6 protein-coding genes are annotated in these 15,290 nt (G+C 66.6%); 3 read left to right on the forward strand and 3 right to left on the reverse strand.

Features of this window, described 5'->3' with window-relative positions; genetic code table 11:
- Nucleotides 1-30 precede the first annotated feature (30 nt).
- Entirely contained in the window at nucleotides 31-5,991 is a 5,961-nt protein-coding gene (locus tag ABYF38_RS06355) for an SdrD B-like domain-containing protein (RefSeq protein ID WP_371151553.1), read from the forward strand.
- An 899-nt stretch (nucleotides 5,992-6,890) separates the two neighbouring features.
- Here the strand turns inward: ABYF38_RS06355 and ABYF38_RS06360 are convergent.
- On the reverse strand, nucleotides 6,891-7,574 hold the full coding sequence (locus tag ABYF38_RS06360; RefSeq protein ID WP_371151554.1) for a TetR family transcriptional regulator: 684 nt from the start codon (nucleotides 7,572-7,574) through the stop codon (nucleotides 6,891-6,893).
- Nucleotides 7,575-7,686: 112 nt separating this feature from the next.
- Between ABYF38_RS06360 and ABYF38_RS06365 the strand changes: the two genes are divergently transcribed.
- Nucleotides 7,687-9,078: an ABC transporter permease gene (locus tag ABYF38_RS06365; protein ID WP_371151555.1), complete on the forward strand. Its 1,392-nt coding sequence runs from the start codon at nucleotides 7,687-7,689 to the stop codon at nucleotides 9,076-9,078.
- Nucleotides 9,078-10,778: an ATP-binding cassette domain-containing protein gene (locus ABYF38_RS06370; RefSeq protein ID WP_371151556.1), complete on the forward strand. Its 1,701-nt coding sequence runs from the start codon at nucleotides 9,078-9,080 to the stop codon at nucleotides 10,776-10,778. The genes ABYF38_RS06365 and ABYF38_RS06370 overlap by 1 nt, the downstream gene beginning before the upstream one ends.
- A 79-nt stretch (nucleotides 10,779-10,857) precedes the next feature.
- On the opposite strand, the gene trpB is transcribed toward ABYF38_RS06370, so the two are convergent.
- Nucleotides 10,858-12,060, reverse strand: coding sequence for a tryptophan synthase subunit beta (gene trpB, locus ABYF38_RS06375; protein WP_371151557.1), 1,203 nt, complete (start codon nucleotides 12,058-12,060; stop codon nucleotides 10,858-10,860).
- A gap of 833 nt (nucleotides 12,061-12,893) precedes the next feature.
- Nucleotides 12,894-15,086 carry an ABC transporter permease gene (locus ABYF38_RS06380; RefSeq protein WP_371151558.1) on the reverse strand — a complete coding sequence of 731 codons (2,193 nt, stop codon included), beginning with the start codon at nucleotides 15,084-15,086 and terminating at the stop codon, nucleotides 12,894-12,896.
- Nucleotides 15,087-15,290: the final 204 nt, after the last annotated feature.

Raw genomic sequence — 15,290 nt, forward strand, 5'->3', positions numbered from 1 at the left:
CTGGCTGTGCTGGGTGCGGCAGGAGCCGTAGTGCTCGGTGGCGTAGGATTAACGCAGCTGGCCACCGGTGCGGCAGACGCGGCTGTCCATCCGGGTATCAAGGTCACCGACATGGTGATAAAAAGGAAACACGCCACGCAGAATACTGGCGTGGATGGGGCGGTCCGCCACAACGAATTGGTGTACGGTACCTGGGCCTGGAGTTCAGAGGGTGCTCAGCCGAGGCCGGTTGAGGGCGACTCCTTTAGCTTTACCATCTCTGACGCATATCGGTTGCAGGACACTGCCCGCTTTGCTCTTGAAGTCTCTCCGGGTGTCTCCGTGGGAAACTGCGACATTAGCAACTATCGCACTGTCACCTGCACCTTCGATGGCGGCCTGTCTGCCCAGTATGCGGTCGGCCAGAGTTTTGTTAAGGGGACCGGTTGGTTCGTTGCGCGCACCACGAAGGCGGTGAAGGAGACCACCACCGACTTTGACCTCAACGGCGTGACGCAGGCGGTAGCCAACCCTGGGGGAGTCGCCATTGCTCCGCTAGTGTACTCGTTTAACCCGCAGGATCTTTCCAAGGCCTCTGACGGCGTGAACTCCTCCAGCAGGTCGATCAGCTGGAATATCGTGTGGACCGGAGACAAGCTGCGTGACAGGTTCCCGAACGGGGAGATCCCAAACCCGCTGGTGTTCACCGACACGTTGGGGCCGGGCCACAAGTACCACGACCATGTCTCCCTCGCTGCGTTGAAAACGCCAGACAGGCCGAGTATTGACCAACGTCGCATCTACTGGCGATCCAAGCCATCTGGCTTCCCCATGGTGACGCCGGAAGACAACATCGGCATGTTTCGGGTGGAGGTCGAGTACAACGAGGACAGGACCCAAGCCACCTACAAGATTTATAAGGAAGCTGGTGAGTGGAGCAAGGACGTTCTCTACCTGCTCAGCTACAACACAGCACCGACCTCCGCTAACGGTGTGATCAACCCGGGATTGAAGTACCAAAACAGCGTGACCCTGACTGGTACCAACTTCTCGAGGACTGTTAGCACCCGCTACGTCCAGTCCGCTGGAGCGACGGCTAACTTGCGTCCTAGTTATGGCACCTTTAAGCTCACTAAGACTCTCGGGGGAGCTGCTAGTGGCGAGGTCGTTCCCGGTACCCAGGTGAAGTTCAAGGTGGGCTACACCCTGCCGCAGGGATGGAACCCCTCTGACAACCCCGAGTGGGTTGCTCCTGCCTCCAACCCGTTCGACTTCAAGGTAGCTATCGGCCAGACTGGCACCTATTTCCCGAACGCGCAGCCCTTCCCGGAAGGCACTCAGATTCGCATGGAAGAGGACGTGACCTTCGCCGAGCCGGTTCTTCCCGGACACATTCAGTGGGGAGAACCTACTCTCACCGTAGAGAGGACAAGTGCCGCCGTAGCGACATTCACCATCGAAGGCGGCAAGGTCACCGAGGTAGGCGCTGAGAACAACGCCAAGAAGAAGGCCTCGGTTTCCGTGGGAGACTTCGTCTGGGAGGACACCGACAAGGACGGCCGCCAGGGCGGCGACCCCGCCGTGGACAAGCCGCTGAACAACGTCACCCTGACCCTGTCTCGCACTGACAACCAGCCGGTGAAGAAGTTCGACGGTACCGACGCCCCCCTGACCACCACGACCGACTCCGAGGGTAAGTACCTGTTCCCCGACCTCGCGCTGCTGCCCGAGGGGGCGACCTACAAGGTCACTGTTACCCCGCCGGCCGGCTACCGTCCGACCCAGGCGGGTCAGGGCGACCGGGCGCTGGACTCCTCCACCGGTTTCGCTCTTGCCAACCCGCTGCCGCGCGACGGCGACAAGGACCTGAGCCTGGACTTCGGTTTCGTCAAGGACGCCCCCGGCATCGACATCGAGAAGTACGACGGCACCTGGAACGGCGTCCAGTTCACCGGCGACAAGCCGAACCTGACCGGCGGCCAGCCCGCCGTTCTGCCGGTTGGCGACCGCGACAGTGCCGACCAGGCCCTGCTGCTGCGCGCTGACCAGTCCCAGGAAGTCAAGTTCACCGTCACCAACACCGGTGACACCGGCCTGAACAATGTGGTCGTCTCTGACCGCACCGGTAGTGGCCCGGCCCTGACCGACCTCAAGTGCCACATCAACAACGCCGACGTGGCTGCCGTTGCCGGCGCCAACGGCCTGGTTGTTACCGCCGAGGCCGGCTGGGTGCTCGCCCCGAAGGCTTCCTTCCAGTGCACCGCCACCATGCCCGCCCTGGGCACGGCCCTGGCGCACGACAACACCGCCACCGTTGAGGCCACCCCAGTGGCCGGCGGCGACAAGCTGACCGACAGCGACGCCTGGCACGCCAAGCGCGCCGCCAAGGTCTCCGTCGGTGACTACGTGTGGTTTGACGTCAACAAGGACGGCCTGCAGGACGACACTGACCGTCCGCTGGACGGCGTCACCGTGACCCTTACCGGCCCCGACGGCGGCCCGGTCACCGACGTGAACAACTACGTCGTTGCGCCGGCCATCACCGCCAACGGTGGTAAGTACCTGTTCGAGAACCTGCCTGTTCTTGCCGACGGCGAGAAGTACACCGTCACCGTCACCGCGCCGGAGGGCTACATCCCGACGACTGCGGGTGCCAACAACGGTGCTGGTGAGACTGACTCCTCCACCGCCACCTCTGCCTCCGTCAAGGAGCTGAAGACCGACGGTGCCTCTGACCTGACCCTGGACTTCGGCTTCATCAAGCCGTCCGTGTCCGTGGGTGACTACGTCTGGTACGACAAGAACAAGGACGGTCTGCAGGACGACACCGACGTGCCGCTCAAGGACGTCACCCTGACCATCTCCCGCACCGACAACAAGCCGGTGTCGAAGGTGGACGGCACCCCCGTCACCACGACGACCACGAACGAGCAGGGCAAGTACCTGTTCGCTGACCTGGAGCTGCTCCCGGCTGGCGAGAAGTATGTGGTGACCGTTACCCCGCCGGCCGGCTACGTGCCGACCAAGGCGAACCAGGGCACCGACAAGGCCGTGGACTCCTCCACGACCAAGGAGACCGCCGTTGCCCTGACCACCAACGGTGCCTCTGACCTGACCCTGGACTTCGGCTTCATCAAGCCGTCTGTGTCCGTGGGTGACTACGTCTGGTTCGATGCGAACAAGGACGGCCTGCAAGACGCCAGCGACGTGCCGCTGCAGGGCGTCATCCTGACGATCTCTCGTTCCGACGACCAGCCGGCCAAGAAGATCGACGGCACTGCCGTCAGCACCACGACCACGAACGAGCAGGGTAAGTACCTGTTCGCCGACCTCGAGGTGCTGCCGCAGGACGTCTTCTACAAGGTGACCGTGACCGACCCGGCCAACTACCAGCCGACCACTGCTGGTGCTGGTAGCGACCGCGCGAAGGACTCTTCGACCACGGTTGCTACTGCCGGTGCGCTGCCCAACGATGGGGACAAGGACCTCACGCTGGACTTTGGTTTTGTTAAGAAGCCCACGGGTATCGACATTGAGAAGTACGACGGTGCTTGGAGTGGGGTGACCTTCGACCAGGACGGTAACGCCGAACTGGTTGATGGCCAGCCCAAGGTCTTGCCCGCTGGTGACCGTGACACCGAGGATGTGGCCCTGGTGCTTTCTGGTCTGGCTGCCCAGCCGGTGAAGTTCACCGTGACTAACACTGGTAAGGGCGAGTTGAACAATGTCAAGGTTTCTGACACCACGATTGTTGGCCCGGCCCTAACCGACTTCAAGTGCCGTATTGATGGCGCTGATGTGGTGGCTGTTGATGGTGTGGTTAGTGCTCCGGCGGCTTGGGTGTTTGCGCCCAAGGCTTCGTTTGAGTGCACCGCTACCCTGGCGGCCATGACGGATGCGGCCAAGCACGCTAACACCGCCCGGGTGGAGGCCACCCCGGTGGCTGGTGGTGACAAGCTCACCGATAGCGATAACTGGCACGCCAAGCGCGGCAAGGTGAGTGTGGGTGACTACGTCTGGTACGACGCCAACAAGGACGGTCTGCAAGACGCCAGCGACGTGGCGTTGGAGGATGTGACCTTGACCCTGTCTCGCACGGACGGCAAGCCGGCCAAGAAGGTCGACGGCAGCGTGGTTACCACCACCACGACCGACGCGACCGGTAAGTACTTGTTTGCTGACCTGGAGATCTTGCCGGCAGGCGCGAAGTACGTGGTGACGGTTACCAACCCGCGTGGTTTTGTTCCCACCACTCCTGGGGCTGGCAGTGACCGGGCCAAGGACTCCTCTACTGGTAGCGAGACCGCGGTCGTGTTGCCTAATGATGGGGACAAGGACCTGAGTTTGGACTTTGGTTTTGTTAAGGCCAAGGTGAGTGTGGGTGACTACGTCTGGTTCGACGCGAACAAGGACGGCCTGCAAGACGATGACGAAAAGGGCATCAAGGACGTGGTTTTGACCATCTCGCGTACGGACGGCAAGCCCGTTAAGGACGCTGATGGCAACCCGGTTACCACCACCACTACCGACGCTAGCGGCATGTACCTGTTTAAGGACTTGGAGATGCTGCCAGCGGGTGAGAAGTACGTGGTTACTGTCACCGACCCGGCCGGCTACGTACCCACCAAGGCCGAGGCGGGCAGCGACCGGGCCAAGGACTCCTCTACTGGTAGTGCTACCGCCCAGGAACTGACCCAGGACGGGGCTAAGGACCTCACCCTTGACTTTGGTTTCTTCTTCCCCGAGGTCAGCGTGGGTGACTACGTCTGGTACGACGTCAACAAGGACGGCCTGCAAGACGGCACTGATGTGCCACTCAAGGACGTCACCCTGACCATCTCTCGTAGCGACGGTAAGCCGGTCAACAACGCTGACCACACCGCCCGCACCGAGCTGACCACCACCACCGACGAGCACGGCAAGTACGCCTTTACTGGTCTGGAAGTCCTCACCGGTGAGGTGAAGTACATCGTTACCGTTACCGCCCCGTTCGGTTACGTGCCGACCAAGGCCGGCATGAACAACGGTGCTGGTAGTGATGACTCTTCTACCCAGACCTCGGCCAGCGTGGCAGACCTGTCCACCGACGGGGCCAACGACCCCACCTTGGACTTTGGTTTCATCAAGGCCAAGGTGTCCGTGGGTGACTACGTCTGGTTCGACAAGAACAAGGACGGCCTCCAAGACACCGGCGAGCCCGGTATCAAGGACGTCACCCTGACCCTGACCGGCCCGGACGGTAAGAGCGTCACCGACGTTAACGGCAACCCCGTTGGCCCGGTCAAGACCGACGAGCACGGCAAGTACCTCTTTGAGAACCTGCCCGTGCTACCCCAGGGTGAGTCCTACACCGTCACGGTCAGCGACCCGGCCGGCTACCTGCCCACCAAGGCCGGTACCAACAACGGCCAGGGAGCCAACGACTCTTCTACTGCGACCTCGGTCAGCCTGGCAGACCTGTCCACCGACAGCGCTAGCGACCTGACCTTGGACTTTGGCTACTACAAGCCCTCAGTTACCGTGGGTGACTACGTCTTTGAAGACCTCAACGACAACGGAATCCAGGACAACACCGACAAGCCCATCGCTGGTGTGACCCTGAAGATCACCGGCCCCGACGGCAAGGACGTCACCGACGTCAACGGCAACCCCGTTGGCCCGGTCAAGACCGACGAGAACGGCAAGTACCTTTTCGACAACCTGCCCGTTCTGAAGGACAACCAGTCCTACACCGTCACCATCACCCCGCCCGCGGGCTACCAGCCGGCCAAGACCGGCCAGGGCACCCGGGAAACCGACTCCTCTACCGACAAGGCCACCACCATCGGCCTGACCAAGGACGGAGACAAGGACCTCTCCCTGGACTTCGGCTTCAAAAAGCCCACCACCAAGGGCGGCAAGGGAGGCAAGCTGGCCAAGACCGGCACCAACGCCCTCACCCTAGCCCCCTACGCCCTAACCCTGCTGGCAGCCGGAGGCACACTCCTCCTCCTACGCCGCAAGAAGAACTAGCCCACAACGCTAGAACCAGGAGACCAAACCCCTAAAACAGGCAAACTCTCCTAAACCCCCAGGGCCCGGACTGGACCACCAACAAACGGACCAGCCCGGGCCCTGCCACACCCACAAGCCTCGGCCACTAACCCGAACCCGACACTCAGGGCCCCAGCTCGACGTTTGGTGTTCCAGCTCGACGTTTGGAGCTTCAACTCGACGTTAACCAGGGGCAGAACGTCGAGTTGAAGACCCCAACGTCGAGTCCAAGCCACGAACGTCGAGTCCCAACAACCCAGTCGCCCGCCAACCGCGCAAGGGCTGGTGGTGAAGTCTGGGCGGCGGGTCGCGGCGGTGCGCCCGCCAACGGCGCAGGGGCTGTTGCCACCGGACACCAGGGCTCGGGTTCCTCACGCCCCAGCTCGACGTTTGGTGCCCCAGCTTGACGTTTGGAGCTTCAACTCGACGTTAACCAGGGGTGGAACGTCGAGTTGAAGACCCCAACGTCTAGTTCAAGCCACGAACGTCGAGTCCCAACAACCCAGTCGCCTGCCAACGGCTCAGGGGCTGGTGGTGGAGTCTGGGGTGGCGGGTCGCGGTGGTGCGCCTGCCAACGGCGCAGGGGCTGGTGTCACCAGGGGCCGGTCCCTTGACGCCCCACCTCGACGTTTGGTGTTCCAGCTCGACGTTTGGAGCTTCAACTCGACGTTAACCAGGGGCAGAACGTCGAGTTGAACACCCCAACGTCGAGTCCAAGCCACGAACGTCGAGTCCCAACAACCCAGCCCCCTAACAACACAAGAGCTGGCGTAGCCTCCCGCAAACCTCGGCTACTAGGCCAGGCCCCACCAACCCAGCCCCCTAACAACACAAGAGCTGGCGTAGCCTGCCGCAAATCTCGGCAACTAGACCAGGCGCTACCAACCCAACCGCCCGAGCTCGCCGTGCATGTAGCGGTCTAGGGTGGGGCCGGCCAGCTCGGCTATGAGCGCGGCCGGCATAGAGGCCAGGGGCTCGGCCTGGATGATGTAGCGGGCCATGATGATGCCGACCACCTGGCTGCCGACCAGGACGGCGCGCACCTCCGGGTGGTCCCCGGTGAGGTTTCGCTTGAGCCTTTCGACGATGTTGCGTTCGATGAAGGCGCGGAAGTAGTCGCGCAGCTCACCGTGGGTGACGATGGTGCGGATGAGGCCGATGTAGCCGGGGCCGATCTCCGGGCGGTCCAGCGCGGAGATGATGAGGTTCAGGTAGCGCTCGCCGGTGCCCGCCCAGGGCTGGCCCGGGGCTGGCACCGGCTGGTCCAGCACCTGGAAGACGCCCAGTTTCTCCACGGCTGCCTGAAGGGCGGTGTTGAATAGCTCCAGCTTGGAGCCGAAGTAGTAGTGCACCAGCTTGGCGTCCACACCCACGCGTGTGGCGATCGCCCGGATTGAGGTGGCCTGGTAGCCCTTCGCGCCGAACTCCAGTTGCGCGGCCTGCAGGATCTCCGCCCGCCAGTCGCGGGCCTCGGTGCGCGGCCCGCGTGCGCCGGCGGTGGCGCCTCGGCGTGGCCTCCGACCGGCCGGCTGGCCCGCCCCGGCCGTCGACAGTGCCTGCACGTCTACCTCCTTTCCTCCCCCCGATCCATTATTGTCCACCCCTAGTTTCCCCACGCGGGGAAACTATGGACTAGTATCCAATTCATCAGCCGATGAAATGGGGGATGGTGCGATGAAAGCGCTCATAATCAAGGAGTTTCGCGAGCTCGTCAGGGACCGGCGCACCCTCACCATGCTGGTGGCCCTCCCAGTAGTCCTGCTCATCATCTTCGGCTACGCCGCCTCCTTCCGCGTCGACCGCGTCAGCGTGGCCGTCATCGGCCCCGGCGCCACCGCCCTCAGCCAGGACATCAGGCAAAACGAGGTCGGCGCCGCCCACTTCGACATCGAACTAGTGGACGACGCCCCACCCGCCGGCGCAGAAAACGCGGCACAACTTTTGCGCGGCCAGCGCTACGACGTCGTACTCCTGACCAAAACCACTCAGGGTGCCACCACGGCCGCCGCGCCGCTCTCGGAGCGGATGCGCGCATACGTGGACGGCTCGGAGCTCTTCATGGCGCAGGCCGCGCGTGCTTACGTGGTGGAGCTCGCCGCCAGCGACGCCCAGGCCCAGGCCGAGGCGCAGCTGGAGCAGATGGCGGGCATGCGCGCCGACCTCGAACAGTTCCGAGCCCCCCTCGAAGAACTACGCGCCGCCCTGCCGCAGCTAGAAAACCTCCGCCAGGTGCTGCCGCAGCTCGCCCAAACGCTAGACGGGCTCAGCCAGCTCCCCCCGGGCGCCCCCATGCCGGCCCTCCCGCCGCTGCCGGACCTGCCCGCCGGCGACGCCCTCCCCACCCTCCCGTCCCAGACCGAGCTGCCCGCCCTGCCCGAACTGCCGGAGCTACCCCAGGTGCCCAGCCTGGACGCCGACTCCCTAGTCACCGTCATGTTCAACCCAGACCTGTCCACCGCCTGGGTAATGGTGCCGCCGCTGGTCGGGCTCATCATGGTCTTCATCGGGGTCCTCATCACCTCCATCGGCCTGGTGCGGGAACGGGAGGCGGGCACCCTGGAGCAACTGGCGGTCATGCCGCTGCGCCCGGTGGACATCATCCTGGGCAAGATCACCCCCTACTTCCTGCTGGCAGTGCTGGACATGGCCGTCGTCACCGTGGTAGCCCTCACCCTGTTCGGCGTCCCCTTCGAAGGCTCGGCCCTCCTGTTCGCCCTCGGGGTGCTGCTCTTCGCCTTCGTGGTGCTGGGGGTGGGCGTGTTTATCTCGTCCATTTCGCAAACCACGGGACAGGCGATCCAGTTGGCGATCATGATGGTGGTGCCGCAGATCATCCTCTCCGGCCTCATCTACCCGCTGGGCACCATGCCGGCCTGGATCAGGGCCATCGGCTACTGCCTGCCCCTGACCTGGTTCCGCCAGTTCTCCCTGGGGGTCATGCTGCGCGGCGCCGGACTGGAGACCATGTGGCTGCCGCTGGCCATCATGGCCGCCATGGCGCTCGGAATCTTCGGGGCGGCCACGGCGCGCATGCGCTACAGCCTGGCCCACGGAGGAGGCCGCTGATGCTCCGCCTCCAAGACGCAACAGTCAGGTACGGTCGCGCCACGGCCCTCACCGCCCTGTCCGGGGAGTTCCGCCCCGGCACCGTCTCAGCCCTGGTGGGCGGGGACGGGGCCGGCAAGTCCACCCTGCTGCGCCTCCTGGCCGGGCGGGTGCCCGCCGCCACGCCGGGCGCGGTGAAGTGGGAGGGGCCGCAGGGGCAACGTCGTCCAACCGTGGGCTACCAGGGGGATGGCGACGGCGTGTGGCGGCAGTTGAGCGTGGCAGAGAACGTCGAATTCGCCGCTCGGGTGCACCGCCTGCCCGCCGCGACGTGGCAACCGCGCGCCAAGAAACTGCTGGACCTGGCCGGCCTGGGGGAGGTAGGCGGGCGACTGGCGGGACGGCTCAGCGGCGGCATGCGCAAGAAGCTGGGCTTCGTGCTGGCGGCGCTGCATCGCCCCGACCTGCTCCTACTGGATGAGCCCACCACCGGCGTGGACCCCGACTCGCGCGCCCAAATCTGGGCCCTGCTGCGCGCGGCGGCGGGGGAGGGCGCCACCGTGGTGCTGGCCACCACCTACCTGGACGAGGCCGCCCGCGCCGACCGCGTCTTCTTCCTAGCCGACGGCGACCTGCTGGCAGTCGGCACGCCCGCCGAGGTCTGCGCGCAGGCCCCCGGCAGAATCTGGCGCCTGGCCGAGGGGGAGGAGTGCCTGCCGGAAGGGGAGGAGTGCCTGCCGGAGGGCCGCACTTGGAACGTGGGGCGGGCGCGCTACGGCTGGACGCCCACCGCGCAAACGCCTCCGGCCGGAGCGCAAGAGGAGCGCGCCCCCAGCCTGGAGAACGCCGCGATCGCGCTGCTGCTGGCCAGGCAGGAGGGGATGGACGACGCTGCCGCCCCACCGCCCGGAGAACGCGGCGCCGAGCGCGCAGGGGGCGGGAGCACGGACGGCGTGCGGGCAGAGGACGCGGGTGCCGGGGCCGTGGGCGTTGGCGTCGAGGGGGCGGGCACGGCTGCGGGCGTGGGTGTCGGTGTGGAGGCTGCGGGCACGGCTGTGGGCGTGGGCCGACCGCTGGCGCGGGCCACCGGGGTGCGCTGCCGCTTTGGCAGCTTTGAGGCGCTCAAGGGCGTGGACCTGGAGGTGAGGCCGGGCCAGGTGGTCGGGCTGATCGGGGGGAACGGGGCCGGTAAGACGACGCTCATGCGGATCCTGCTGGGCCTGGAGCAGCCCAGCGGCGGGCGGGCGGAGCTGATGGGGCTGGCCCCGGGCAGGCAGGGGCGCCGCCACATCGGCTACCTGGCGCAGGGCCTGGGCCTGTACCCGAGCCTGAATGCCCGGCAGAACCTTGAGCTGGTGGCCCGGGTGCACGGCGCGCAGATCGGGACTGAGGCGGCGGCCTTCGCCGCCCAGCTAGGAGGCGCGCCGGCGGGCGGGCTGCCGCTCGGGGCCCGGCGCGTGCTGGCCTTCCACGCAGCCAACGTTCACCGTCCTCGCCTGCTGATCCTGGACGAGCCCACCTCCGGGCTGGACCCGCTTGGCCGGGCGCGCCTGTGGCAGCAGCTGCGCATGCGCGCGCGGGCCGGGGCGGGAATCCTGGTGACCACCCACTACCTGCAGGAGGCCGAGCAGTGCGACCAGCTGGTGCTGCTGCGGGAAGGGGAGGTGATCGGGGCCGGGGCGCCGGCGGAGCTGGACCTGGCCGGACTGTTCAGCAGATAGCAGATGTTTCACGCGTGAAACGACGGTGGGGGCGGCGGGAAGAAATCCCGCCGCCCCCACCGGATGGGGCCCGATTGACCTAGGCGTGCTCGGCCAGGCGCTCGGCCACGTAGTCGATGTCCTTGTCGCCGCGACCGGACAGGTTGACCACGACGATCTGGTCGTTGTTCAGCGTCGGGGCCAGGCGGATGGCGTGCGCCAGCGCGTGGGAGGACTCCAGCGCCGGGATGATGCCCTCCGTGCGGCACAGCATCTGGAAGGCGGCCAGCGTCTCGGCGTCGGAGGCGTGCACGTACTCCACGCGGCCCACCTCCTTCAGGAACGCGTGCTGCGGGCCAACGCCCGGGTAGTCCAGGCCGGAGGCGATGGAGTGAACCGGGGCAGGCTCGCCCGCCTCGTCCTGCAGCACCAGGGTCTTCATGCCGTGCAGCATGCCCGGGGTGCCGAAGGTCATGGTGGCGGCGTGCTCGCCCACCACGTCCAGGTTGCGGCCCGCAGGCTCCACGCCGTACATCTTCACCTCGGTGTCCTCCAGGAACTCGGTGAAGAGACCCAGCGCGTTGGAGCCGCCGCCCACGGAGGCCACCAGCGCGTCGGGCAGGCGGCCCTCCTTGGCCAGGATCTGCTTCTTGGCCTCGCGGCCCACGATCGACTGGAAGTCGCGCACCATCGAGGGGTACGGGTCCGGGCCCACCACGGAACCGATGGCGAAGAAGGTGTCCTTGTAGTCGCGCGCGAACACGGAGAACGCGGAGTCAACGGCGTCCTTCAGGCAGCGGCCGCCGGACTCGACGGAGACCACCTTGGCGCCCAGCATCTGCATGCGCACCACGTTGGGGCGCTGCTTCTCCACGTCGATGGCGCCCATGTGGATCTCGCACTCCAGGCCAAGCAGAGCAGCAGCGGTGGCCAGGGCCACGCCGTGCTGGCCGGCGCCCGTCTCAGCCATCAGCTTCTTCTTGCCCATGCGCTTGGCCAACAGGCCCTCGCCCAGGCAGTGGTTGATCTTGTGCGCGCCGGTGTGGTTCAGGTCCTCGCGCTTGAGGTAGATCTTGGCGCCGCCCAGCTCGCGGCTCAAGCCCTCGGCCAGGAACAGCGGGGAGGGGCGGCCAACGTAGTCGGCCAGCAGCGCCTCATACTCTGCCTGGAACTCGGGGTCCTGGCGGGCCTCGGCGTAGGCCGCTGCCACCTCAGCGATGGGAGTCTCGAGCTGCGGGGGCACAAAGCGCCCACCGTGCGAACCAAAGAAGCCGCCCTCGTCGGCGTGCACTAGCGAAGTCATGGACGAACTTTAACCACGTGTCCGCCTAGTGGGCGAAGCTGGTCAAAACGTGAACCGGGGTGGTGGGAGCCGGGAGCGCGGCTCCCACCACCCCGGCGCGGGCGGCTCGTGCGGGCCGAGCCGCCGTGCGCAACCGATTGAGCCTTTGTTGTTCCCGTTGAGCCCTTGTTGTACCGGTCGTGGCTTTGTTGCACCTTTTGAAGCGCTACGGGGCCGATTAAAGGCGCAATAGGTCGCCCAAGGCCAGGAGAGCTGCAACAACGGCTCAATGACTGCAATAAAGGAGCAATCGTTTGCGCAAGGTCGGTCTGCAGCGGCCCATCGACGAAGATGGCTGGTCCGGTCGCCCCGGGGCCCGGGCCAGACTGTGCTGACCGCGCAGGCACCGCGCCGGGACCGGCCCGGGCGCGGTGCGCTGGAACGGACGCGCCGGTCAGGCGGCCGAGGACTGGGGCCGGGCGCGGTGCGCTGGTCGGCCGCCCCGGGGTTCGGGCTGCCTAGTGCCTTGCTTATCTGCCGGACGGGGACGCCCGCCCGGACGGCGTCGGGCACTGTTGCGCAACCGACTGTGGGGTTACTCGACCTATTGAGCTTTTGGTGCACCTATTGCGGGGTTGGTGCACCGACTGAGGGGCTACCGGCCCGGGTAAGCCCTCGAGAGGTTCACTAAGCCCACGATCGGTGGGCCAACCCTACGAGAGGTGCACTAAGCCCTCAATTGTTTGCGCACGCCCGCTCGCCGGCCCCGCAGTGTGCTGCGGTACCGGCGAGCGGGACGAGGGTGGCATTGGTGGGCACGGCCCGGGCCGTCTCCCACCATCCCGGGCCCGGGGCTACTCGAAGCGGGTGATCCCGCCGGTGTCCGCCTTGGCTGCGGCCCGCGAGGTCGCGGCGACTGCGGCCATCATCAAGGCCAGGCAGGCGGCCAGCGTGACCAGGAAGATGGGGCCCGGGACGCCCACCTTGCGTTGGGAGACGCCGGTGACCAGCGCCCAGGCTGAGAACGCCCCCAGGCCCACGGAGAGCAGGAATACGGTGGCCACGGGCAGCGCGGCCTCCCAGGCGGTGATCCGGCCCAAAACCTTGCGGGGCATGCCGGATAGCCTGAGTAGTCCGAACACCCGCAGCCGGTCCACGAAGGCCGCGTAGGTGGAGACGCCCAGGGCCACAGTGGAGATCGCGGCGGCGATGAGGATGCCTATGGAAGCCAGGATGGAGAACTCGATCTCGGGGGCGTCGTTGTACCAGCTGCGGGTGTCTGCGGGCGTGCGGGGAGAGGAGTAAAAGTTCAGCTGGCGCAGGAGCAGAGTGGTGCGGGCTCGCTCCACGCTGGCGGTCTTGCCGTCGGTGAGCACCACGAGCTCGGTGAGGGAGTCCGGGCCCTTGACCGGCTGGGCGGACTCGATCACTTTGGCCTCCTCGTAGCCGGTCAGCCAACCCTCGTTGACGGCCACCCACTCGGCACCGGCAGGCACGTCCAGGCCCAGCTTGACGGCGTCGGTGGCGAGCAGCGTGCTGTAGGAGCCGTCCGGGTGAGATTCCAGGTAGGAGGGGTGGAGGGAGAACGCGTCGGTGACTCCCTCGACGCCACGGACGGCGGTGGTGGCGGCTTCGATCGCCTCCGGTGTCTCGTAGACCCGGCTAACCAGGGCACGGGCAGGCAGCGCGCCGGGCCCGGAGTCTCCCTTGAACTCGGAGGCGGCGGAGGTGATCCCCACTGAGAAGAAGGTGACGGTGAACACCGCGATCACCATGCCGGCCACGGAGCGGAAGGTGGCGCGCGGGTGGTGGGCCACCCGGTTCGCCCCCACCACTAGGGCGGGGGAGCCTGCCAGGCCGCTGGTCGCGCGCGCCACCAGGGCGGTCAACCACGGCCCGGCCCAGAGCAGCCCGAAGGCGGTGCCCAGGAAGCCGACCAGCAGCAGCACCCCGGAGTAGACGTTCAGCAGCGTGGATTCCTGGTCGAACTGCTTGGCCACCGCAGGCGCGGCGAACGCGGCCACGCCAACCAGGAGCGGCAGGATGGTCCACCAGCGCGGCTTGCGCTCGGACTTGCTGCGCGCCTGCAGCAGCGGGTTGCGGCCCAGGCGGCGTGCCTTGAGCCAGGCCCAGCCGGTGGAGAGCGTCACCACGCCGATCACGGTCAGCGCGATCGGCAGGGGCGCCAGGATCAGGTCACCGGGGTAGAAGCGCGAGCCCTCGATAGGGATCTGGGCGGCCAGGGGCACCACGGCCAGGTAGAGGCCGATGCCCAGCAGGGAGCCGACCAGGGAGGTCACTCCAGTCTCGAGCGCGGAGACGGCGGCCACCTGGCCCGGGGTTGCCCCGATCAGGCGCAGCGTGGAGAAGCGCTGCTGGCGCTGCACGGCGCCGAGCTCGGTGACGATGCCGATAAGTAGTAGGGCCGGTACCAGCACGGCCACCGCGCCGATCAAGGCGACGATGCGGTAGGCGGTGCTGGAGAAGTCCTTCCCAACCAGTTCGCGAACCAAGATGGGGCTGTCCGTTCCGGGTGTGTTCAGCACGGTCTCCAGGTCGGTGGACACCAGGGCCACCAGCGAGTCCGGCCCGCGCAGGGCGCTGGTGGGTAGCTCGCCTGCCAGGGTGCCCCACCGCTCTGAGAGCTCGCCCGCACCCGCGGTGCGCACATGCTGGGCCAGGGCCGGGGAGACCAGGAAGGTCCCCTCCTTGGGCAGCCGCGGCACACCCGGGATGGTGGCGGTCGTTTCCGGCTGGGCGTGGAAGAACAGCACGTTGATCTTGTTGCCCGCGTAGTGGTCAATCGTCGCGCTCACCAGCATCTGGTCGGCTCCCACCTGCGCGTTGGAGGGATCGAAGTCGTAGCTGGATCCGCTGTTCTCCGCCCAAGTGGAGCGCAGGTTGCGGGTGGGGAAGGAGTTGGAGGCGGCCAGCAGTAGCAGCGCCAGGCTTACGCCCACCATCACGCCCGCGATGATCCCCAACAGGCGGTTGCGGTTGGAGCGGTTGGAGATGGATACGGTGCGAACGAAGTCCAGATTCCTCATTGGGCCGCCTGCCCTCCCAGCGCACCGAGTCCTGCTACGCCCTGGGTGGACGACGCTCCTCCCGCCGCCCCCACGAAACCGGCCGCAGTGGAGCCGGCCTGCCCCACCTGGCCGGGCAGGGGGCCGGGCGCGGTGGCGGGGGCGTGGGCGGCAACGTCGGCCATCCCGACCTGGCCGGGTAGAAGGGCGGGCATCGTGGTGGGG

This window comes from Buchananella sp. 14KM1171 (genome assembly GCF_041380365.1).
GTDB classification, from domain to species: Bacteria; Actinomycetota; Actinomycetes; order Actinomycetales; family Actinomycetaceae; genus Buchananella; species Buchananella felis.